The organism is Marinitoga sp. 1137, from assembly GCF_001941525.1.
Classification (GTDB): domain Bacteria; phylum Thermotogota; class Thermotogae; order Petrotogales; family Petrotogaceae; genus Marinitoga; species Marinitoga piezophila.
In genome coordinates this window covers 2,095,468-2,118,105 of the sequence record NZ_CP009471.1, presented here as the reverse complement: position 1 = coordinate 2,118,105, position 22,638 = coordinate 2,095,468, and the positions used below count along the sequence as shown (strand labels likewise).

24 protein-coding genes are annotated in these 22,638 nt (G+C 28.6%); 1 reads left to right on the top strand and 23 read right to left on the bottom strand.

Translation table 11 applies throughout. From position 1 onward, the window contains the following. Window positions 1-130 precede the first annotated feature (130 nt). The 4 genes from LN42_RS10105 to LN42_RS10090 are packed head-to-tail and all read right to left on the bottom strand — an operon-like array spanning window position 131 to window position 5,082. A complete protein-coding gene (locus LN42_RS10105) occupies window positions 131-1,987 on the bottom strand; it encodes an ABC transporter substrate-binding protein (protein WP_014297413.1) in 1,857 nt (618 codons plus the stop codon). Window positions 1,988-2,015: 28 nt separating this feature from the next. Continuing rightward, window positions 2,016-2,819 carry a L,D-transpeptidase gene (locus LN42_RS10100; RefSeq protein WP_014297412.1) on the bottom strand — a complete coding sequence of 268 codons (804 nt, stop codon included), beginning with the start codon at window positions 2,817-2,819 and terminating at the stop codon, window positions 2,016-2,018. A gap of 14 nt (window positions 2,820-2,833) precedes the next feature. Further along, window positions 2,834-3,994 (bottom strand): diaminopimelate decarboxylase, encoded by a 1,161-nt coding sequence (lysA, locus tag LN42_RS10095; protein ID WP_014297411.1) that lies wholly within the window; start codon window positions 3,992-3,994, stop codon window positions 2,834-2,836. Between the two features lie 17 nt (window positions 3,995-4,011). Continuing rightward, a complete protein-coding gene (locus LN42_RS10090; protein WP_075780756.1) occupies window positions 4,012-5,082 on the bottom strand; it encodes a D-alanyl-D-alanine carboxypeptidase/D-alanyl-D-alanine-endopeptidase in 1,071 nt (356 codons plus the stop codon). 269 nt (window positions 5,083-5,351) lie between these two features. Here LN42_RS10090 and LN42_RS10085 point away from each other — a divergent pair, with 269 nt between their 5' ends. Beyond that, window positions 5,352-5,996, top strand: coding sequence for a class II glutamine amidotransferase (locus LN42_RS10085; protein WP_232223937.1), 645 nt, complete (start codon window positions 5,352-5,354; stop codon window positions 5,994-5,996). Between the two features lie 41 nt (window positions 5,997-6,037). On the opposite strand, the gene LN42_RS10080 is transcribed toward LN42_RS10085, so the two are convergent. From LN42_RS10080 to gyrA, 19 genes are read right to left on the bottom strand one after another with little or no spacing between them, the layout of a single operon-like run. Then, the gene (locus LN42_RS10080; protein WP_014297408.1) at window positions 6,038-8,305 is read right to left on the bottom strand and encodes an outer membrane protein assembly factor; all 2,268 of its coding nucleotides are present in this window, start codon (window positions 8,303-8,305) and stop codon (window positions 6,038-6,040) included. Next, a complete protein-coding gene (locus LN42_RS10075) occupies window positions 8,306-8,854 on the bottom strand; it encodes an ATP-binding protein (protein ID WP_014297407.1) in 549 nt (182 codons plus the stop codon). It abuts the gene before it with no gap. After that, entirely contained in the window at window positions 8,842-9,567 is a 726-nt protein-coding gene (locus tag LN42_RS10070; protein ID WP_014297406.1) for a PHP domain-containing protein, read from the bottom strand. Before LN42_RS10070 ends, LN42_RS10075 begins: the two co-directional genes overlap by 13 nt. A 4-nt stretch (window positions 9,568-9,571) precedes the next feature. After that, window positions 9,572-9,904, bottom strand: a complete 333-nt coding sequence (locus LN42_RS10065; RefSeq protein WP_014297405.1) for a hypothetical protein — start codon at window positions 9,902-9,904, stop codon at window positions 9,572-9,574. Between the two features lie 10 nt (window positions 9,905-9,914). Further along, complete coding sequence (locus LN42_RS10060) at window positions 9,915-10,850, bottom strand: CBS domain-containing protein (protein ID WP_014297404.1); 936 nt, start codon at window positions 10,848-10,850, stop codon at window positions 9,915-9,917. Further along, entirely contained in the window at window positions 10,850-11,218 is a 369-nt protein-coding gene (locus LN42_RS10055) for a DRTGG domain-containing protein (protein ID WP_014297403.1), read from the bottom strand. Before LN42_RS10055 ends, LN42_RS10060 begins: the two co-directional genes overlap by 1 nt. Then, entirely contained in the window at window positions 11,215-11,898 is a 684-nt protein-coding gene (thyX, locus tag LN42_RS10050; RefSeq protein WP_014297402.1) for an FAD-dependent thymidylate synthase, read from the bottom strand. The genes LN42_RS10055 and thyX overlap by 4 nt, the downstream gene beginning before the upstream one ends. After that, window positions 11,885-13,087 carry a lipopolysaccharide assembly protein LapB gene (locus tag LN42_RS10045; RefSeq protein ID WP_014297401.1) on the bottom strand — a complete coding sequence of 401 codons (1,203 nt, stop codon included), beginning with the start codon at window positions 13,085-13,087 and terminating at the stop codon, window positions 11,885-11,887. Before LN42_RS10045 ends, thyX begins: the two co-directional genes overlap by 14 nt. A gap of 10 nt (window positions 13,088-13,097) precedes the next feature. Beyond that, window positions 13,098-14,477 (bottom strand): DUF342 domain-containing protein, encoded by a 1,380-nt coding sequence (locus tag LN42_RS10040; RefSeq protein ID WP_014297400.1) that lies wholly within the window; start codon window positions 14,475-14,477, stop codon window positions 13,098-13,100. Window positions 14,478-14,480: 3 nt separating this feature from the next. Next, window positions 14,481-14,891, bottom strand: coding sequence for an ATP-binding protein (locus tag LN42_RS10035; RefSeq protein ID WP_014297399.1), 411 nt, complete (start codon window positions 14,889-14,891; stop codon window positions 14,481-14,483). Between the two features lie 11 nt (window positions 14,892-14,902). Further along, complete coding sequence (locus LN42_RS10030) at window positions 14,903-15,703, bottom strand: epoxyqueuosine reductase QueH (protein ID WP_014297398.1); 801 nt, start codon at window positions 15,701-15,703, stop codon at window positions 14,903-14,905. Further along, window positions 15,696-16,217, bottom strand: coding sequence for a ComEA family DNA-binding protein (locus LN42_RS10025; RefSeq protein ID WP_050899167.1), 522 nt, complete (start codon window positions 16,215-16,217; stop codon window positions 15,696-15,698). Before LN42_RS10025 ends, LN42_RS10030 begins: the two co-directional genes overlap by 8 nt. Then, window positions 16,204-16,986: a hypothetical protein gene (locus tag LN42_RS10020; RefSeq protein ID WP_014297396.1), complete on the bottom strand. Its 783-nt coding sequence runs from the start codon at window positions 16,984-16,986 to the stop codon at window positions 16,204-16,206. The genes LN42_RS10025 and LN42_RS10020 overlap by 14 nt, the downstream gene beginning before the upstream one ends. Beyond that, complete coding sequence (locus tag LN42_RS10015; RefSeq protein ID WP_041638623.1) at window positions 16,983-17,978, bottom strand: hypothetical protein; 996 nt, start codon at window positions 17,976-17,978, stop codon at window positions 16,983-16,985. Before LN42_RS10015 ends, LN42_RS10020 begins: the two co-directional genes overlap by 4 nt. 10 nt (window positions 17,979-17,988) lie before the next feature. Beyond that, window positions 17,989-18,957, bottom strand: a complete 969-nt coding sequence (locus LN42_RS10010) for a histone deacetylase family protein (protein ID WP_014297394.1) — start codon at window positions 18,955-18,957, stop codon at window positions 17,989-17,991. Then, the gene (rpiB, locus tag LN42_RS10005; protein ID WP_014297393.1) at window positions 18,954-19,397 is read right to left on the bottom strand and encodes a ribose 5-phosphate isomerase B; all 444 of its coding nucleotides are present in this window, start codon (window positions 19,395-19,397) and stop codon (window positions 18,954-18,956) included. Before rpiB ends, LN42_RS10010 begins: the two co-directional genes overlap by 4 nt. Continuing rightward, window positions 19,375-19,839, bottom strand: a complete 465-nt coding sequence (locus LN42_RS10000; protein ID WP_075780755.1) for a helix-turn-helix domain-containing protein — start codon at window positions 19,837-19,839, stop codon at window positions 19,375-19,377. The genes rpiB and LN42_RS10000 overlap by 23 nt, the downstream gene beginning before the upstream one ends. A gap of 2 nt (window positions 19,840-19,841) precedes the next feature. Further along, window positions 19,842-20,216, bottom strand: a complete 375-nt coding sequence (locus LN42_RS09995; protein WP_014297391.1) for an archease — start codon at window positions 20,214-20,216, stop codon at window positions 19,842-19,844. Further along, on the bottom strand, window positions 20,209-22,638 hold the full coding sequence (gene gyrA / locus LN42_RS09990) for a DNA gyrase subunit A (RefSeq protein ID WP_014297390.1): 2,430 nt from the start codon (window positions 22,636-22,638) through the stop codon (window positions 20,209-20,211). The genes LN42_RS09995 and gyrA overlap by 8 nt, the downstream gene beginning before the upstream one ends.

Here is a 22,638-nt window from a genome sequence, read left to right as displayed (position 1 = left end):
ATTATTTTCGTTCGTATTTCATTATAATAAATCTAAATAAATTAAAAAAACTTATTATAATGAAATTTCTTTCATATTCTCCTTATTTTATAAAAAGAGGCGGATTTTCCCGCCTCTTTTGCGTTAAAAATTATTTATCTGATTTCCACATTTTGTAATAATCGTCACCTGGTCTTATAGGATTTGGCACCCAACCTTTAACCCAAGATCTCTGAACTCTTACTCCTATTGTCTGGAATAATGGTGCTCCTATACCTTCTCTTATAACAAATTGCTGAATTTTTACATACATTTCCTGTCTTTTAGCCGGATTTGTTTCTGCAACTGCATCTTCTATCATTTGATTTAATGATTTTCCGCCAAAGAATGCCTGTGGTTTATTTGCAAATACCTTATATTTTTCTCCAAAGAAACTTCCATATGTTCCATTACTGTGATAGAATGTGTAAATAAAGTTGTTTGGATCTGGATAGTCTGCAACCCAACCACCTATATAAATAGGTATTTTACTGTTCTTTCTTGCATCAAGATATGTTGGCCATTGAACTCCTCTTGTCTCTATCTGGAATTTTGGATTTATCTGTTTTAATGTATCTGCTAATAATTCTGCTGTTTTCTGTCTTGTTTCGTTTCCTGTGTTATACAATACTATCATTTTAAATCCTTTTCTCCATAACTGACCTCTAAATGCTCTCTTGAAGTATTTTGTTGCTTCTTCAATGCTAAATCTTGGTTTTGGTAATGAATCATCATATCCCAAGAATCCTTTAGGCAATATTGCAGGTACAATCATACCATATCCATCCATAACATCATCTATTATCTTCTGATAATTTATTGACCTTAAGAATGCCAATCTTACATTTTTATCTGAGAAGAAATCAAGTGGTATACCTTTACCGTCAAGTTTTCCACTTCCTGCATATGGTGAACCTGCTTTTACCTGCCAGATAAAACTTATTGTATTCACTGTTGCTCTTGGTAAGTTATCTATTATTTCTATATCCGGATTATCCCTTAATTGTGACAAATACTGGGTTGGAGCTATAACAACATCTGCATCACCTTTTTCAAGCATTGCTTTTCTTGTTGACCATTCAGATACAACCCATATTACTATATTCTTTAATTTTGCTGGTCCTCTCCAGTAGTCTTCAAATGCTTTTAATATAACTTTACCTTCTGTTCTATCCCATCTGTCAAGAATATATGGTCCTGAACCTATTTCTGTTAAATGTAACGGTGAATCTTCTTTTTTCCAGTCATGATATTTCCACCATCCGTCTACCTTTCCATCCCATAATCCAATTTCTTTAGCCTTTTTACTATCTAAAATTGCACCCCAGGAAGAACCTGTAATAATGTTTAAAAAGTATGCTTTTGGTTCTGCTAAATGAAATACTACATAATCTCCATCAACTTCTACTACAGGATCGATATATTTTTTGTAGAAATCTTCAAGAATCTTTTTTGCTTCAGGACTTGTTGGTTCTCCGGTATCAATATTAACTAATTCTGACCAAGCATGACCTGTTAATCCCTTTACAGCATCTTTTAATCCAAAGTATTTACCAAAGAATACTTCATAGAACATCCAGATAGGTCCTCCCCCTGGATCACCTATTAATGCTCTTTCAAAGGTGTATTCAACATCATATGGTGTTAATTCGTTTCCACTGTGGAATTTAACACCTTTTCTAATTTTGAATTTGTATGTTTTTCCATCTGGTGAAATTAATCCATTTTCAACTGTTGGCACTTCTTCTGCTAATCTTGGCAAAAATTTGCTTAAACTGGATCCATCATATTCAAGAAGCATATCATAAACATTGTATATAACCTCTCCACTTGCAAGGTCATATGCCCTATGTGGGTCCAATGTACTTGGATCACCAATGGCTAAGCTTACTAATGTTTCTGGATCCTTTACTGCAGCAAAAGACAAAATAGCAATAATCAAAACCCCTACCAATAAAAACTTTCTCACTTTTACCCCTCCCTTTTTAATATGGCACTCAAGGTATCCTTCTTTTTATGAATACAATACCTGTATAAAACTCCACATATTTTGTTGGCATTATATATGGATGTTTTATTTTTTCTATCATTATTTTTTGCACTTTTAGTACATTATCGTTATGCATTACAACGCAACCATGAGATCTTCTTAAATCCTCATTTGTAGTTCCAGAATGTATTAATATCCCATCTCTATTTACTTTATAAATATCATAAGCATAGCCATATAATGGATACCATAATCTAAAAAGCCCTCCTGGACCATAATCTTTCACATTATTTTTTAATATCCCTGATTCATATGAAGCGATATATATACCTATTGGAGTGTCTCCATCTTCCATAGCCTGACTTTTCTGTGTTTCAACGTCATGTTGTCCATGCCCCCTAACCTTACATGAAAACAACATATTGCCTGTATTATCATATAATTTAAATATTCCTGGATTTTCTCTGTTATCAGGAAGTTCAACTTCAACGAAGAAATAAAATTCTTCGTTAACATTATCAAGGAGTTTTTTTATTGCCTCTCTGTTTATAATTTCTGAATTTATATTATTTTCTTTCATAAAATTTTTAAAACTACTAAAGAAATTTTCATCAAGCTCATTGTTTATAATGTAATCTGTCCCTTTTCCTTTATAGAATAGATATCGTGAATATAAATATTTTAACCTCCATACATCTGATCCTTTATCTTTTAAGTTTAGCTCACGATAGAAAGGTTCATATATATTAAATCCCGCTATTTCCTTTTTAAAACCAAATGTTTCTTTTTTATCATAAAAATATTCATTCATTGTAATCCCCTCTTTTAAAGTATTATATTTTTGTATAAATCTTCATAGCTTTCTCTTTTTCTTATTAATTTTATTTCTTCATTTTCGGTAATAAGAACTTCTGCAGGTTTTAAGGTTGAATTGTAGTTATTAGACATTGAAAAGCCATATGCACCTGCGTTTTTAAAGTAAACAAGAGAATTTTCTTCTGGTATTGGCAGCTCTTTATCCCATAATAACTTATCTCCACTTTCGCATAATGGTCCAACTATGTCTATTTTAGCTTTTTTGCCTGTTGGATTTAAGAATACCGGTTCATGATATGCATTGTATAACACCGGTCTTATTAATAGATTCATTCCACCGTTAGTTACAACAAATACCTTATCAATTCCCTGTTTCACGCGTGTAATATTGAGCAATAATATTCCTGATGGCCCCATTATATATCTTCCCAATTCCAGTATTACTTCATCATAATATTTTAAGATCGGAATAACTTTTTCTTTGTATTCATTTAAATTAATTTCTTTTCCATCATAATTTATTCCCCAGCCTCCGCCTATGTTTATTTTTTTGAAATTATATTTTTTTGAAATTTCCAATCCGATTTTAAACGCATCTATAAATGGTGAAATTTCAGTAATTTGAGATCCTATATGAAAATGTATTCCTTTTATTCTATTATCGTTATATTTGTTCATAAATTCTTCCAGTTTAACAGCTGGAATACCAAATTTATTTTTCTTTAAACCTGTAGAAATATGCGGATGTGTTTTTGCGTCAACATCTGGATTAACTCTTAAAAAGAATTCAATATTTTCTGTTTTAATGTTTTTCCATAATTCCATTTCTTCAAAGGAATCTATATTTACATACTTTATCTTATCTTTTAGAAATTTCATATCTTCTTTGCTTTTACCATTTCCATTCCATACTATTTTTTCTTTTGGAACTCCTGCTATTTCTGCTCCTTTGTATTCACCAACTGTAACTATATCTGCCCCAAAACCAGATTCGTACATAATTTTAATTAAAGCAGGATTATTGTTTGCTTTTAATGCAAATGTTGGTATAAGGTTTATTCCTTCAAAGATTTCCTTAACATTTTTAATGCGATTTTTTATTTCCTTTTCAAAATATACATAAACAGGCGTTCCATATTCACTTTCAATCTTTTTTAATATTTCTTCCATGTTAGCCCTCCCGAAATTTAAAAAGTATTATATAAATAGTTAATTATGTCATTCTCAAAAGTTTTTCCATAAGTTTTTTCATAAACATAATTATTTTCAAATAATGAAAAAATAAATTTTCTCCCTTTTTTGGTAATCAGTAATCCAGTTAATCCTGAAACACCTGTTAAGGTCCCGGTTTTTCCCCATACATCAAAATTAAATCTATTTTCCAGTGTTCCATAACTTTTGGTATATGCAAGAATGTTTAAAAATCTATCCCCGTATCTTTCCAGCATATATTCAAATACTTTTACTGCTGTTAATGGTGAAATCAGATTGTATCTTGATAATCCTGCTCCATCTGTAATTACATAATCTTCTTCATATTCGAGACCAAGATTCTTATATAATTCTTCTTTTAAAACTTCTATACTTTTTTCAATTTCGCCCTTGCCATATTTTTTTACAGATAACATTCTAAAGAACATTTCTGCAATATAATTATCACTGTTTTTCATCATAATTTCTGTGATTTTATCTATTTCAGCAGATTTATGAATATAAAAAGGAGTTTCTTTTTCTTCTACATTACCACTGTTAATACACTCAATTGGAAATCTATGTTTTATAAACAACGGTTTTAATAATTCCAGTAATTCTGCATAATAGTTATTTTCCGGAACAAAGTCTTTTATATTAAATGGCTTTATATAAGGATTTTCTTCATCGTTATACATCCATCCATATCCAAAAAATTCATTGTTATTAAATAGTGAATCATCTATTACTAAGGTGTCAAAAAAAACCTTTCCTGATCTTTCTTTTATTTTGTTTAAAATCATATCAAATGTCTTTAAATCAATAGTTGGATCTCCACACCCCTTTACTATAAGATCGCCATTTGTGAAATAAAATTTTGTGCTAAATATATATTCTTTTTTAAAAATTTCAAATACCGCAAATGTGGTAAATAACTTTGTCACAGAAGCAGGTGTAAAGAATTTATTCTCATTATAAGAATAAATTATTTCATTCTTTTTTAAATCTTTTACTAAAATACCACAAAATCCCTTGAATTCTTTTATCTTCTTTTCAATATAAGTCATTTGAAACCCCCAAATAATATTAATAGTTATATGATAATTTTAATTTTTATTTAAAAGAAGGTTAATTAAATCTCCCTAAGATGATAATATCCTTATTTTATTTTTAATTCAACCTCAAAAATCTCTGAAATTTATCCAATATTTCCAATAAAAATTAAAATACTCTTACTTTCTTAAATTTTCGTATAATTTATTATTTTTTTACATTTTGTAAAGAGAAGATAAAGTTGTATAATTCAAAACTAAAAGGGGGGATTTTTTTGTGTAGAATGATTGGTTATTCATTTAAAAAAAATGAAAATATAAATTTTTTGTTTAATCATTTGAAGACTATGGCGAAGGATGGAATTAAAGCTCCTCATGATGATGGCTGGGGGATTGCAGCTTTTGTTTCTGATAAGGAAGTGGTTTTTCATAAATCCATGCAACCGGTTTTTAATGAAGATGATTTAAATATAGAATCATACCTTGGTATGATTCATGCAAGGAAAGCTTCTGATAATCTTGAAAAAACTTTTTTACAGTTGCATCCATATTTTATAAAAGATACCTTTTTTTCACATAACGGGACAATATATCTCGATAAGATAGATAATGTTTTTGGTACAGATAGCTTTGAATATTTTAAGGCTTTGTATGATTTTAACAATTTCAATGATTTAAAGGAAAAGATTAAGGAGTTTATTTCTAAAAATTCTTATTCGGGTATAAATTTCTTAATGATTAGAAATAATGAATTATATGTATTTTGTAATTATACACGCACAGAAGATTATTTTACTCTGTGGTATACAGAAAATGATACAGGGTTTATTGTTGCTTCTGAAAAAATGGATAATTCATTTATCCCTTTTGAAAATGGTATGCTGGCAAAAATAGTTAATGGAAAAATGGAAAATATTCTTTATATTTAATTAAAAAGGGTTGTTCTTTCGAACAACCCTTTTTCTTTTTATTAAAATACAGGACCAAATCCAAATGCCCATTTAAATTTATTTTCTTTATCAAATACACCTTCAAATCTAACTGGACCTATCATTGGTAAAGTAATTTTTATACCAGCGCCATATGCCCATAGAGGATCATAATTTAGATTGTCCCCAGCATTTCCTATATCAAAGAATATATATGCATCTACTGGAACTGCCTCTTTCTGTATTTGATATTGAATTTCAGCATTGTTTAAATACATGATATTTCCTTTTCTTTCTGAGAAATTATATCCTCTTACTGTATACATTCCGCCTATATAAAAATCGTATAGGTTAAAGTCATCTTTTACATATCCTGCTTTTAATCTGTCAGCAAATGTAAATTTGTATAATGTATAGAATTCTTTAAATTCTGTATATCCACCATAATAATATTCTTCTGTGTTTGATATATTTAAACCACCAAATGATTGTAATGTATAATATGTTCCATTATATGGTCTAAATGGATAGTCGAGACGTGAATATGTGTATCCCAGACCACCTGAAATCTCTTCTTTTTTGTCTATTATTAGTGAATTGTATTCTGTTTTACTATAACTTAAATTCATATTTAAATTATTAAAGCTATTAAAGCTATATGATGGAGAAAAGCCTATTGAAAATTTATTTGTTACTGTAGCTAATCCGCTTATATTCTCTTCGGGAATACCTGCATTTTCATCATATAAACCATAATTGAAGTTAACTTTCATGGATAAAGGTGTATTATTTATTTTGGTAATACCATAACCCAAATTGAATAAATATGTTTTTGAAAGAGGATTTATATTTGTTGTTATATTGTAAGATTGTCCATATCCAAGAGGATTTTTCCATTGTAATTCTAATTGACCAAAGAATCCCATATACCATGGTGCATTTTCAGGCATGGTATATGTAATACCACCTACAAATTTTCCAGGTTTGTTTTTTTCTGTAATATCAATTTTAAAGTCTATTTTGTCTTCGTGTTGAGCATACGGATATACATTTACTTTATCAAAAAACCCTGTTCCTGATAAAGCATAATATGTATCCTGAATTGCTTTTGTAGTAATAACTTTACCTGTTTTGAGTTTTATTCCTGAATTTATTAAATAGTCTTTTGTTTTCTTTTCTGGAGATACATTTATATCGATATTTCCAACTTTGTATTCCAATATTTTAATAATAAGCTCTCCATTTTCAAATGATGTATTTATATTAACAAATGGATATCCAGAATTTGTATAATATTCTTTTAATCTTTTTATTCCATTTAAAACTGTTATATTATCTACTGTTGCATTATTACTAATTCCAACTTTATTCAATTGTTCTAATAATTCAAATGTTTTTAAACTTTCATTATTTATAATTTTTATTTGTTTTATCTTTTCCGGTTTTTCTATGATTTTTTTTAATTCACCACCAATTACCAGTACAAGATCTCCTCCTGGAGTTTTTGAAATATTTGTGGCATTCATGGTTATTTGTGTTTTTTCAGAAAAGTATGGTAATTCTCTTAATTTCTGGAATATTTTTTGCATATCTTCCATTGAAGGATATGTTTCTTTTGAATCTTCCCTGAATAAGAAAAACTTATTTTCCCAATCTTTTCTAAATTCAAAACCAAATTCTTTTTTTAATTCTTTTTTATCAAGTTGAGAAATTTCATCCTTTAATTCTATATCCCAGAGATCATATTCTTTTATTACATATACCAATGTATTTTTATCTGTTTCTTTTTTGTCTATCATCGTTGATTCCAATGTCAACGAATCTGAGGAGATTTTTATATTACTTGATATCTCAATGTATGGATATCCCTGTTCATTATAATATTTCTGTATTTCTCCAAGCCCTTTTTTATATTCATTTAAATTTAAAGGTAATTCTTTTTCAGTATAAACTTTTGTGGCAATTTTGCTTAAATCCAATAATTTATCTCCAAGAACCTTAAATTCCACTTTTTTTACAACAGGATTTGTTTTGAAAGTAAAGGTTAATTCACCACTTTCTTCATCATATTTATAATTTATATATGAAAAATATGGATATTTTTTTTGAATACTTTCAATGGCCAATTTTAAGTCTATATCTCCCACTATAGAACCATCTTTAATATCATAATCACTTAATACTTTTTCAATATCTTTTTTGAGGAAATCAACATTTCCATCATATACAACTTTCTTTACATTCATAAGAGCAAAAACGTTTAAAGCTCCTATAAGAAACACAAGAATCAACAATAAGCTTTTCTTCATCTAAATACCTCCCTTTATTTCTTTTTCCAGTTCAATTATATATTTTTTTAATGTCATTATTTCTTGCGGTTTTGTTAAATCAAAGTTATCATTTATTATTTGAGAATTTAAATAATATCCTTTTTTTTCATAATATCTATAAATCTCCCAATTAAATTCATATGACATGGTTAATACATTAATCAGCATTGATGGGATATCACCTATTGGCTGGCAATCTATATTTTCGAGATTAAAATCCGCTATTACAGTTGTCCCAACGTCTTTTTTTGAGTTTATTATAAAAGTTCCATCTGTTTGTTCCAATGATTGTTTTAAAAATGCAAGTCCTAATCCAAATTTTTTCTTCCTCTGTTTTTTAGTAGTATAAAATGGATCAAGAGCCTTTTTTAATGTCTCCTGATCCATCCCTCTTCCATTATCTGAAATTGTAAATCGAAAATGATTTTTTGTTTCAATGATTATTAAATATCCTTTATTTCCTCCAGATTTAACTGCATTTTCACCAATATCCATAATATGATCTGCTATTGTTCTTAAGGTTGCCAAAGTGGTTCCACCTTTCCATTTAATAATGCTTTTTTAAATTCTTCATATGTTCTTCTTTCCGATTCTATTATACACGAAGGTATAAGCTGTTCTGGAAAATGTGCATCGGTGTTATGTATAAATCTATTAAATCCCAATTGTTTTGCCATCTGTTTTTCTTTTTCAGATTTTACTTCTACGATTTTTATATTTATATTCTCAGGAGGTAACCCAAGATTTGTTATCAAACCTGCATATCTAAATATATGCGCAGGAATAAACATACTTTCATATTTTTTAGATAGATTATAAACCTCTTCTATTGTTAAATCTGTTGAACTGCCTAAATACGGCGTCTTAATTATTTCTATTAACTCACCTTTTTCATTTGCCAATACCTGATACCCAAGTTTTTCAGGGTCATATTCTTTTATAATAAGTTTAGATTCTATTATTTTACCAAATTCTTCTGCATCATCAATTTTTTTAAAATAAACAAGTATGTGTATTTCTTCCCTGGTTGTAACTTCAATCCCGGGAATAACCTTAACATCTATTTTAGATAAAACGTTTTTATATGTTTTTATGTGTTTTGTTGTATTATGATCAGTAATTGCTATCCAGTTTAAGGTTGTTTCAGAAATTTTTTCAAGAAAAATGTCTGGAGTCATTGTAATATCAGCACATGGTGATAAAACTGTATGTATATGAAAGTTCCCATAAAATTTTGCCACTTTATCACCTGTTAATTAAGTTATATATTTCACCAGTTGTTTCGAAAATATTCTTTTTGCTTTTTAAAAGGGTTATTTGATTTTCTTTTGCCTTTTCAATTGTTTCTTCAGCAAAGTTAAATCCTTCTGGAATTATAATAACTTTTGCTCCAACAATAGAAGCAACAGCTATTATATTAGGATGTGTTTGATGGGTAAGCCATATGCTTTCTTCTGGCGCATTTCTCATTATTTCGCTTAATAAGTCACCTATATATCCATTCTTCACTTCTGTTTCTTCATCATGAACATATATTTTTTCTATATATTCTCTTTTTAATATATCTTTTATTTTCATAAAATCACCCCTATTTAAAGAATAACATTTCTATTATTACCCCTTTTCCACTTTCTGATATTATTGTCATTTTATCAGAAAATCTTTTCATGTTTGGAAGACCCATTCCTGCACCAAATCCCTGCGCTCTTACTTCTTCTGTTGCTGTTGAATATCCTTCTTGCATTGCCAGTTCAACATTTTCTATTCCTTTTCCATAATCTTTTATAAGCAATCTTATACTATCTTCAAGCTCCCAACAATATATTTCACCATATGATTCAGAATGTATTACAACATTTGCCTCTGCTTCATATGTAGCTATGGAAATTTTTCTCACTAATTTTTCATCTATTCCTTTTTTCTTTAAAAATGATTTAAGTCTTGTTGCTCCTATTCCTATTTTTGTGATATCATTATAATCTATTTTAAATTCAAAAGACGCCGTTTTATTCTGTAATATATCTCCTGTAAGTTTGGATATATATTCTTCCCTGTTAAGAACCTTTTCACGTCTCTGATCATGTACGTATATACTTCCTAACTTACCAAATAACCATGTTATTACATCATATTTGGTAATTATCCCAACAACCTTCCCTTCATTGTTTAAAACAGGATATCGACCATATTTATGGCTTTGTGATAATTCAACAAATTTTGATAATGTATCCTCTTCATTTATTGTTACTACACTTTTTGTCATCCATTTTAATACAAAATCTGATAAGTTTCCTTTTTCAAGAACTTTTATTATATCTTCAATGCTAATTATCCCAACAAGTTTTAACCCTTTTTTTACAACAGGTAATCCGGATATTTTCTTTATTTTCATAATATCCTTTACCTGTCTTATTGATGTTTCAGGAGTTACTACTATAGCCGGTGATGTCATTATTTCACCTATTTTGGTGTTTGAAAATATTTGCAATAATTTTTCAACTAATTCCGTTGGTTCGCCGGGCATTATAAACTCTCCTCATCTGTTTTCATTGCATCTTTTATTCCCAATTTGTATAATTTTACACAAGCATAAAACATTGAATAATCTGTTGTTAAGAGAGGTATTTCACAATCTTCTATATTTTCTAAAAATGTTTTAGGTATTGTTTTACCTCTTACAAATAATATAGCTCCTGCCTCTATTACAGAGGCAGTGGTTAATGTTTGTGGTGTTGTTAAACCAGTAACAAGCAGCATTCCCGGTGTTGAGAATGCTAAAAAGTCACTCATTAAATCTGATGCTCCTGCAAATTTTATATCTATATCTTTATAATTTTCAGGTATATGTATAAACTTTGCTTTTAGTTCTTTTGCAAGTTCTTTTAGTTTCATTTTAACAAATCCCCTCTATATTCAAATTTCATAAATGCCTCATATGTCCATGGAAGTTTTTCTTTAAATATTTTTGCAACAGCTATTGCGTATTGTTGTATTTCCCATTGTGCATGAGAGTCTGCCCTTAAATTTAAGAAATTCATTAAACTTCTTGTATTTACTGTCCAGTAAAACTGCGTGTATTGTCCAACAGGCAAAACCATTCTTGCCATTTCCCTTGCAACACCTAATTCCATTAATTTATTATATGCATTATATGTTTCTTCATATATTTTTTGTATTATATCCAGAGCTTCTCTGGTTAAATTTTCATCTTCAATTTTATTTGAACCCTGTTTATTTTTCGTATCCTGAACTCTGATATGGTCAGGAATATAAAATTCTTCTGCATATTTTGTGGTATATCTTCTTGAGATTTCATTATAACTGCCTATTCTATGTCTCATCCATTGTCTTGCAATAAATATTGGTGTTTTTATATGAAATGTAAATACCTGATGTTCAAATGGACTGTGATGTTTGTGTTCCATTAAATAGAAAATAAGCTTTTTATCTCTTTCATCTGTAGATAACTCTTTTCCGTATGAAACACGTGCTGCTCTTACTGCAGCTCTATCGCTACCAAGCATATCAACAAGTTTTACCAATCCTTTATCTAAAATCTTAATTTCTTCCATCTTCGTTTTCCCCTTCTATTTCATTTTGAAGTTTTTCCATTTCTTTTTTTTCTTTCCATTTTTCATAGAATATTATTATCCCCAATGCCACTACAACAAAAAGAACAAGTGGCAGAACATAATTTAACATAACATGTATTTTAATTTCATTTCTCAAATCTTCTAACGCTTTTTCTGCTTCATCTGATAGTTTTCCATCTATTGTTAATGCTTTATTTAACGATATTCTTGCAAGTGTTTTGTATTTTTCTCTATCAACTTTTAACATTGCAAGAGCCCATTTTGACAATACCCTTCCATTATCAGGTATTATTTGAAGGGCTTTTTTATAATAATTCATTTTTTGTGTATATGTTTCTGATATATCACCCAGTAATTCATAACTTAAAGCAAGTATTTTGGAATTACGTGTATTTGGAATAATTATTTCTTTTAAGGTTTTTTCAGCTTTTTGTGTATCATTAAGGTAAATATAGTAATTAACTATTATAAGCATTAAATCCATTGAAGGTTCTGGCATGTCTATATATGTATGAGCTATTTCTCCAAATAATTCTTTATCTTCTTTATATTTTTCAAGATATCCAGCTATTTTTATATAAGTTTCTATTATTTTTCTATTATCCGGATATGTTTTTACACCGTTTTTTATAAGATTATATGCATCTTCTTTGTTTCCATATATTCTGGATTTAAATAAAAAATTCGATTTATAATAAATCGAAAATGGTGTGTTACCATATTTTTTTTCAATATATTCTATTTTATTTAATATTTCTTTTGCTAATTTTGGATCCCCTGTTATTTTCCATTGTTTATATTCAAATTCCAATAATAATATGTTTATAAGTGGATCATCTGGATATTTTTTTAATAATTCTTTAAATCGTTCTATTGGCTTTAATGTTGTTATTGGATTTACACCGGACATTATATCGAATATTTCTTTTTCTCTGTAGGTTAGAAGATTGTTGTATTTTGCTCTTAATTCATTTGCAGCTTTTAAATACCCGCTATAATTTTTTTCGTAATAGAGTTCAAAATATGCAAATGTTTTTACCGCTACATTTTCAGAATCCATTAATTTTGTTATATCAAATGTTTTTAAATATGTTTCAGCAATGTTTTCAGCATTTATCCCTATAACCACATACACCGTTATTAATAATAATAAGAACGCTTTTTTCATACCATCCCCCTTAACTCTCGCTGTATCCATACATTTGAATTTTATTGTCTATATTCATAAGTTTAACCTTACTAATAGGTTTTTCTGTTGTAAATTTCTTATTATTAATAGTAACTTCTACCCCAGGATATAACATCTTCCTTGCAATTACAACACCTGCATTTTTTGATTCCTCTATCGCCTTTTTTAATTCAAGAATTCTCTTTTTATTTCCTTCTATTTTTGCTTTTAATAATGTTGCTCTATCTATCATTTTTTTAGCATACATTATATTTTCATTTTTTACTTTCATCTTTTTTATTTTTGACATTATGCTGTTTAGTTGTGGAGTTATTGCTTTAAGTTCTTCAGCGTTTTTCTTTGTAATCTCAATAAGTTGTTTATATTCATTATATAATTTAGGATCAATCCCAACTTCTATTACTGTTCCAACACCCATAGGACTTCCTAGATAATATGCATCAACCATATTTAAAGCTTTTATTTCACCACCAACTATTTTGCTGTTGTAACCATCGAGTATAACCTCTTTTGCAGAAGTTACCTGACAATTTATAAGTGATTTATCTATTTCTATTTTTTCTTCAGCTTCTAAAATAGCATTTTCCGCAAATTTCGCTGTAATATTTTTTGCTTTTATAAAACCTTTATTTCCACCTTTTATTCCATTTATTTTTACATTTTTCTTAGATACAACTTTTGCAGCTTCTACTTCTCCATATATTTCTATATCTCCTTCAGCTTCAACAATAAACCCCGGTTTTACTGAGCCTCTGATTACAACTTTACCCGGGAAATTGATATTTCCTGTACTAAAATCAACATCACCATTAACTTCATATACTTCTTCTATTTCAATATGAACTGTTCCATCCATATCTTTGCTTATTCTTAATTCTCCTGATGCCATTGCTATAATATTTCCATCTTCATCTTTATCCACATTTTTTTCAAGAACGACTTTTGCTTTAGGTCCTGGTAATCCCGGTATTTCTTCGCCGGTTACATCTTTCCCGGGTTCTCCTAGCGTAGGTGGATGAATTACCCCTATCTTATCCCCTAATTTTACTGTAATTATATTTTTTGCAAATTCCCTAAAGTCTATTTTTTTATTATGGGTTAAATCCTGTTTTTCCTCTGAGAGATCAAAGATTTCAACATATCCAGGTTTACCTTTTTTTGGGGGTATTGCTTCAGCAACAACTATGCTCTCGTTATAGGTTGGTTTGAGAGCCAGTTCTCTTAGAACATCATATTTAATACCATGCTTTATGCCTGCCTGTTGTAAAGCACGCAATAATTCGCCGTCTGATGAAATTCTTCCATCGTATATTAGAGTAAGATATGCTTTTAATCTGTCATCTGATATTTTTATTTTAGTTATAGCCATTTGTTAATCCCCCAGACTTTTTTCTAAAATTAGCAAATTCCCTTCCTCATTTATATCTTTCCACATCATATGGTCAAAAACCTGAGAAATTATGTGTACTCCCAATCCATGTTCCTTAATATCGTCTAAATCCCTTGATTTAACCTCTTCCAGATTTATTTTTTCTCCATAATCTCTAATATATACTTTAAAATTCTTATTTTCAATTTCAAATATTATATCGACTGTTTTTGTATTATCATAATTATAAGTATGTTCTATTACATTGGCTACAGCTTCATTTAAAGCCAATTCCATAAAGAATATCTGTTCTTCATCTTCATAATCATTAAACTTTAAAAAATACTTCATGGCTTCTCTTAAAATTTTTATATACTTCACATCGCTGTTTATAGTTATTTTCAATCTTTCCATACCTATCACCTTTAAATTACTATAAATTTTGATTTCCAATTTCCTATTTTATTTCTACCATTTTTGATCTTTAAATCTCTCGCTATATCCTTTTTTATAATGATTATTCTTGGTTTTAAATCCTTTATTATTTCAAGACCGTTTTCATATAAATATTTAGGATATAGTTCTTCAGGGATTTTCAGAAGTTCTTTGTTCATTAGATGCTCAAAATCAAAATCAAGCACTTTTTTGAGTCTTTCCTTTCTTTGTTCGTAAGACTTTTTTCTCAATTGTTCTGCTTCAATTAATGAAAATTCACATCCACAATATTGTTGCCTGTATATATTATTAGCCTTACAAAATTTTGCTCCCTCTGAAATAGCATTGTTTGATCTGAAATTATTGTAATAGAACATTATATTATACTTGTTGGCCAGTTCATTACCTATTCTTTTTATTTCATCATGGCTTTTTCGGGGGCTTGACAGCAATGTTGTGGAAAATATTTTATATCCTTTTTCTTTTGCAAGTTGAGCTGTTTTTTCCATCCTTTGATACATGCATTTATAGCATCTTTCTTTTTCATTTTTTACATCAACATTTTTCATTAATTCTAAAAATTCTTCATGATTATATTCGCTTTTTAATTCTTTAAATTTCCACATTTTTTTTAATTGTTTAAATGCTTCATATCTTTTTATGTATTCTTTTTCAGGATATATATTGGGATTATAAAAAAAAGTATCGTATTCGATATTTTCTTCTTTTAATCTTTTATGCGCAAGAACAAGATCCGGGGCACAACATACATGTAATAGAATTTTATTCAAACTCTACAACCCCCTTTAATTTGTTTATCTGGCTATTTGTAAGTCCTATATTTTTTAAGTCTTCTTCATTTCTTATTTTTGTGTATTTTCTGTATTCTATAATTTTTCCGGCACTTACCGGTCCTATTCCCGGTATTTCAATTAATTCTTCATATGTAATATTATTTATATTTTTTTTCTCTTTTTTCTTTAAAATGATTTTGCTTTTTGAAAGATATACGTATTTCCTTATTTTTTCATATGTTTTTTCACCTATTCCTTTTATTTTCATTAAATCTTTTACTGATGAAAAACCATATTTTTCTCTGTATTGAATTATTTTTTTTGCTGTTTTAGGACCTATTCCTGGAATTTTTGTTAATTGTGTTTCACTCGCTGTATATAAATCTATTTTTATTTCACCGTTTAATTCTTCTGTTCTTTTATTCCCAGTTTGAATATAAAATATTCCCCCAAATATTGTTAAAAAGAATATAAGACTTATGATAAAAATTGTTTTGCTATTCCTGAACACCATTCTCACCTATTAATGTAAAACTCTTTAAAAATCTATCTTTTACACTTATACCTGTTAATTGTTTTATTTTTTCATCATCTATGCTTTCAAGATAATTTTTGGCAAGGGTTATATCAGGAAATAATCCTGCACAAATTGCAAAATAACTTTTCCCACTGTTTTTAAAATGCCCTTTGTAAACAAAAACAGGAATTCCAGCATTCCTTAATGTTAATGTCGTGAAAAATGCATCTTCTTCTTTTAAATATAATCTCATTTGAACTGTAAATACTTTTTGAATATTATCGTTATTTTTGTTTTTTATGCTAAAATCTTCCGAATATACTGAATATAGGTTTGTTGCTATATTGGTGATAAAATATTCTTTATTGAATTCAAGGTTAGATACACTTTTTCTGAAAGCTTCTTCATAATTCATTAATTTTAATCCACCAAATGTATTATCTTCGAAACTACTTTTTGCTTTTTTTACAAGATAAAAATAATCTATTTTCTGATTTTCATAGATTCCTTTTGGTTTTATATTTAAAAATTTTTCTATTTCTTCTATATTTAATTCGTAGTTCATATTATTTTCTATTTTTTTATTTCTTCCATTACTGGAAATTATATCTTTATCTTTTAATTCATAAATTTTTAATTCGAGATTTTTTATTTTGTATTTTAGATATATTGTATACGAAGTAAGCAATGCGACAAATGTTGGTAATAATATAACCATTATTGTTATAAATATAAGAGCATAATTTTTTTGTTTTTTTATCACAAAAATCCACCTCTAAAATGGTTCTTGATTTCTTTTAAAACTATATTAAGTTCATCATATGTGGTTTTATAATTTATTATTCTTCCTGAGGATGTAAATAAAACAAACTCATTGTTGAAATTTGCTTCGTCAAAATTAAGATATTCTATATTTTTGTATTGTATATCAAAATTCTCTATTAATTCCTTTTTTATTTCTTCAAATAATTCATATTCTAAAAATCCAAAATACCATGACATGTATAACTCTATTAAAAAGCTCAATCCAAAAATATCAAGAAAATTTCTATTAATACCTGTTTTTTTATTATAAAATAATTTAATTATATTTTCCCCCGGAAAAACTTTTGACTCATTTTCTATATAATATACCCATTGTTTCAGAGAATAATATATAAACTCCTCCAGATCTATATCGGAAAAGTTTAATTTTGAATAATTTAGAGCTATTTTAGATATTCTGGAATTTAAAACCCTTCCCAATAGATAAGGAATAACAAATCCTTTTTTTAGTTCCTGCGGAGATAAGCTTTCAAAAAAGGTTGTATCTATTATTATTGCATCAGGATATCCTTTCTGCACTAAAAAATCCTTTTTCCAGTTAAAATTTAAATAATATTTTCCTCTTAACGGTGGCATTATTGCTGATTGTAATGTTGAAGGAAAATATATATATTCATTTCTTCTTTCAAAGCTTTCCATGGTATATCCAAGTAAATCTATTACGCTATATCCTCCTACTATCACAACATTTTTTATATTTTTATCAGATAATTTCATTATTAAAGACAGATATTTATCAAAACTCTTCAAATTTTCATTACCTATTACAGAAATGCTGTTAGAAAGATTTAATTCATCTATGAGTTTTATTTTTTTATCATATATAATGATATTACTTTTCTTGACGTTTATATATTCTTTGTATTTCCCCTTTTTTATTATTATTGGAATACTTTTTCCTGTGCCAGGGTTATAATAAATACTTTTCAACATTTCCACCTCATGTTTTTAATCCGTCCATAAATCTGGTTATAACTTTTTCATTTATATTTATATTAAAACCACCTTCGTGTACAATTAATTTTGGTACATTTAAATACGAGAGCATATTTCCCATTTCTTTATAATCCTCTTCTTTTAAGTTAAATGTGGTATCTGGATCTTCATAATGTGTATTTGTTCCAAAAGAGATTATAAGAAAATCTGGATCAAAATCATCTATTTCCAGCAATGCTTTTTCAAGCACTCTTAAATATACTCTTCCATTTATTTCATCTTTTAATGGAAAATTTATATTATATCCTTTTCCTTCACCTTCACCAATTTCCCATTCATAACCCGAAGTATACGGATAATGGTTTGAAGGATTTCCATGTATACTTATTGTTAATACAGTATTGTCTTCATAGAAGATTTCCTGAGTTCCATTGCCATGATAGAAATCCAGATCAAGTATTGCCACGTATATATCTCCGTTTTTTTGAAGATATCTTGCTGCCAATGCTGCATTATTGAAGTATGAATATCTTCCACAATGGGCAATACCTGCATGATGCCCCATTGGCCTTGAAAGTGTATATACAAGTTCTTCGTCTTCTAAAAGATAAGATGCGCCTGTTAGTGCACATTTTGCACTAATCCAGGCCATCTCAAATGTATTTTTGCTTATTGGTGTAATTGAATCCATACACATGTCATATCCAACTACTGTTGAAAAATATTCCTGATTTTCATTTAAAGTATATTGTTTTTCTTTAAGCCAGCTTACATAATCCGAAGAATGCACAAAGTATAAATAGGATCTTGAAAAATCCCTTGTACTTTTAATGATGTTGCCATATTTTAATTGAATTACTTCTTTTATTACTTCAACTCTTCCTGGTTTATCTTTATTATCTACTATTTCAAATCCATTAAATTCATTTTTGGGAGAATAAAATACATGACGGGGATCATAGATTACTTTCATAAGTTTTCCTCCATTTCGGATATAAGGTTTATCCTTCTTTCGTGTCTCCCTCCTTCAAAATCTGTTGATAAGAATGTATCTACTGTCCATTCTGCCAGTTCAAAACCCATTGTTCTTCCACCAAGAACCAATACGTTTGCATTATTATGTTGTCTTGCTAGTTCTGCCATTTTTGGATAGTATGCAAGTGTAGCTCTAATCCCTTTTACTTTGTTAGCTGCTATAGACATTCCTAAACCTGTTCCACACATTAGTATACCATAATCAACTTCATTATTTACAACCTTATCACAAACTTTTTTTGCATATACAGGATAATCCACTCTTTCTTCTGTTTCCGGTCCCATATCAATTACTTCAATACCTTTTTTTGATAAATATTCTTTTAAATGTTCTTTCATTTTAAATGCTGCATGATCAGAACCTATAGCTATTTTCATCTAAAATCACCTCACTAATTTTTATTGTTCCTATTATTTCAAGATTTTCATTTACAATTAGAATAAAATCGCTACTAAAATCTTTATATTTTTCAACTACAAAAACATTATAAAAATTATTGATTTTTCTTATTGTTAAACTACTTATAGTTTTAAGGTAAAATGGTGTGGAATAAAGTTTTAATTTATTTTCAGCAATTTCTCCATGAACTTCTATAAATCCACTTTTTTCGTTCTTTAATATATTTATTCCTCTTGATTTTCCTGATAATTCTATATATCCTTTTTTTTCAAGGGATTTTAATTGAGAATATACCGTCGATACGCTTTTTAAATTTAAATATTCCGCTATTTCCCTCATCGACGGTGGATATCCCTTTACATTAATATAAAAATTGATATATTCATATATTCTCTTCTGTTTCTCCGTTAATCCTTTCATAATCACACGTCAAATATTACCCTGATTTTTTTGCTTTCTTCATCAATTATTTTTGGATATGCTACAGCTTTAATTTCAATGTCAGAATTTATTTTATATATTTTTGAATATGAAATTTTTATAATTTCATTATCAGTTTCTATTTTTGAGGGAAATTCCCCTTCCATTATCGCTCTTAAAAATTCATTCCCAAGGTCAAATAATATATCATCTATTTCTTTTTCGCTGATAGTATATTCATTTTCTCTATTTATTCCTTCGACAACTGGACTATAGATTTTATTTAATACTTCAACGAAATCTTCTAATATTTCTTTTATATCTTCACCAGAAATTTCATACATAATATCTGCTGGATGTTCTAATTCTTTATTCATCTTCTATCACCACTGCTGCATCTGCTACTATATCTTCTTTGTCAAGCCTTATTGCTCTTACACCTATGGCATATCTACTTAATGAGGAAATTGTTGACACCTCTTCTCTTATAGCCTTTCCAAGCTTGGTAAATACTATTACATGACTTTCATCTGTAACTGCAAGTGCTTTTACTATATCACCTATTCTACTTGTTTCTTTCACACATTTTAATCCTACACCACCACGATTTTGAAGCCTGAAATCTTTAAAATCTACTCGTTTGGCAAATCCATATTTTGTAATTAGAAGAAGACTTTTTTCATTATCAACCATTACTGCATTTACCACTTCATCATTTTCCCTTAATTTTATGGATCTTACACCTGCAGCACTTCTTCCCATAGGTCTTACATCACTAACCCTGAATCTTAAACTCATCCCTTTTGCACTTATTACAAGAACTTCATCCTTTTCTTCTACAATAAGCGCATCTACCACTGTATCATCTTCTTTTATTGTAATTGCTTTTAATCCATTTCTTCTTATATTAGAAAATTCTTCAAGCGCTGTTCTTTTTACCGTTCCTTTTTTTGTAAAGAGCATTATATATTTATTTTCTATATCTTTTTTGTTTTCAATTGGAATTATTGTTTTTATCTTTTCATCATTTTCAAGATATAGATATGTGCTTATATGCTTTCCTTTTGTATCTTTGCTGCTTTTTTCTATTTTATATGCATTTAACTCAAAAGCCTTTCCTTTTGAGGTGATAAATAACAATTTTGAGAGACTATTTGTCTGTAATACCTGAATAATAAAATCATTATCTGATTTTTTTATAGCCTTAGCACCTTTTCCGCCACGATTTTGAACTTTATATTCACTGCTTTTCATTGCTTTTATGTATCCCCATTGGGTTAAGACAATTACAAGATCTTCTTCTTCAATGTTGTCTGATTCTTCTATTTTGGCCCCAGAATTTGTTATTACCGTTCTTCTTTCATCACCAAATTTTAGTTTTATTTCCTCTGTTTCTTCTTTTATTATTTCCATTAATTTTTCTCTGTTGTTTAATATTTCAAGTGCGATTTTTATTTTTTCTGTTAATTCAGCATATTCTTTTTCCAATTTCTGTCCTTCTAACTTAGAAAGGCTTATTAATCGCATATCAACAATAGCATTTGCCTGTTCTTTTGTTACATTAATTATTTCCATTAAGCTATTTATTGCTTCTTCTCTTCCTTCGGACTGTCTGATTATTTCAATTACCGCTTCAATTCCTTCTGAAGCTTTCATTAAACCTTCTACAATGTGTGATCTTTTTCTTGCTTTATCAAGTTCAAATTGAGTTCTTCTTGTAATTACATCTACCCTGTGATTAATAAATGCCTGAAGTATTTCCTTTAAATTCATTACCCTTGGTTTTCTGTTATCTATAACAGTCATCTGAACAGGGAATGAAATCTGCATTTGTGTATGCTTTAATAACTGATTTACAACTCTCTGTGGATTTACATTTTTCTTTAACTCTATTACAACTCTTATTCCTTCTTTATCTGATTCATCTCTAATATTTCTTATTCCTACATCTTTTTTATTTTCCTTTTGCTTTGTAACATAATTTGCTATTTGAGTTATAAGATCGGCTTTTGAAACACCATATGGTATTTCTTTTATAACTATGCTCATTCCATTTTTGTTTTCTTCAAATTCGTACTTTGATCTTATATGGAATGTTCCTCTTCCTGTTTCATATATATCTTTTAATTTATCTCCATCAACAATAATACCACCAGTAGGAAGATCAGGTCCTTTAATAAATTTCATAAGTTCTTCAACTGATGCATCTGGATTATCTATAAGATATTTAATTCCTTCTGCAAGCTCTGTAAGGTTATGTGAAGGGATATTAGTTGCCATTCCAACAGCAATACCGTTTACACCATTCATTAGCAAGTTTGGTAATCTTGTTGGCAATACCCATGGTTCCTTTAATGAACCATCAAAGTTGTCCATCATTTCAACGGTATTTTTATCTATATCCATTAACATATATTCTGCAAGTTCATGCATTTTAGCTTCGGTATACCTCATTGCTGCAGCAGGGTCTTTATCTATTGACCCAAAGTTTCCCTGCCCTATTACAAGCGGATATCTAAGGCTAAATGGCTGCGCCATTCTTACAAGAGCATCATATATTGCAGCATCACCATGTGGATGATATTTACCCATAACTTCTCCAACAATACGGGCACATTTTTTATATGCTGCATTATGTTTTAAATTCAATTCATCCATAGAATATAATATTCTTCTTTGAACAGGTTTAAGGCCATCCCTGACATCCGGGATAGCCCTGCTTGTAATAACACTGAGAGAGTATAACAAATATGACTCTTTTAACTCTTCTTCAAAGGATTTATTTAAAATTTCGCTCAT

Coding starts and splice junctions, on each gene's coding strand:
- LN42_RS10045 (WP_014297401.1), bottom strand. CDS start 13,087: ATGAAAAAAGCGTTCTTATTATTATTAATAACGGTGTATGTGGTTATA.
- LN42_RS09995 (WP_014297391.1), bottom strand. CDS start 20,216: ATGAATAAAGAATTAGAACATCCAGCAGATATTATGTATGAAATTTCT.
- LN42_RS10040 (WP_014297400.1), bottom strand. CDS start 14,477: ATGGCTATAACTAAAATAAAAATATCAGATGACAGATTAAAAGCATAT.
- rpiB (WP_014297393.1), bottom strand. CDS start 19,397: ATGAAAATAGCTATAGGTTCTGATCATGCAGCATTTAAAATGAAAGAA.
- LN42_RS10090 (WP_075780756.1), bottom strand. CDS start 5,082: ATGACTTATATTGAAAAGAAGATAAAAGAATTCAAGGGATTTTGTGGT.
- LN42_RS10065 (WP_014297405.1), bottom strand. CDS start 9,904: ATGAAAATAAAAGATATATTAAAAAGAGAATATATAGAAAAAATATAT.
- lysA (WP_014297411.1), bottom strand. CDS start 3,994: ATGGAAGAAATATTAAAAAAGATTGAAAGTGAATATGGAACGCCTGTT.
- gyrA (WP_014297390.1), bottom strand. CDS start 22,638: ATGAGCGAAATTTTAAATAAATCCTTTGAAGAAGAGTTAAAAGAGTCA.
- LN42_RS10100 (WP_014297412.1), bottom strand. CDS start 2,819: ATGAATGAATATTTTTATGATAAAAAAGAAACATTTGGTTTTAAAAAG.
- LN42_RS10080 (WP_014297408.1), bottom strand. CDS start 8,305: ATGAAGAAAAGCTTATTGTTGATTCTTGTGTTTCTTATAGGAGCTTTA.
- LN42_RS10000 (WP_075780755.1), bottom strand. CDS start 19,839: ATGAAAGGATTAACGGAGAAACAGAAGAGAATATATGAATATATCAAT.
- LN42_RS10055 (WP_014297403.1), bottom strand. CDS start 11,218: ATGAAACTAAAAGAACTTGCAAAAGAACTAAAAGCAAAGTTTATACAT.
- LN42_RS10035 (WP_014297399.1), bottom strand. CDS start 14,891: ATGGAAAGATTGAAAATAACTATAAACAGCGATGTGAAGTATATAAAA.
- LN42_RS10085 (WP_232223937.1), top strand. CDS start 5,352: ATGATTGGTTATTCATTTAAAAAAAATGAAAATATAAATTTTTTGTTT.
- LN42_RS10010 (WP_014297394.1), bottom strand. CDS start 18,957: ATGAAAGTAATCTATGATCCCCGTCATGTATTTTATTCTCCCAAAAAT.
- LN42_RS10060 (WP_014297404.1), bottom strand. CDS start 10,850: ATGCCCGGCGAACCAACGGAATTAGTTGAAAAATTATTGCAAATATTT.
- thyX (WP_014297402.1), bottom strand. CDS start 11,898: ATGGAAGAAATTAAGATTTTAGATAAAGGATTGGTAAAACTTGTTGAT.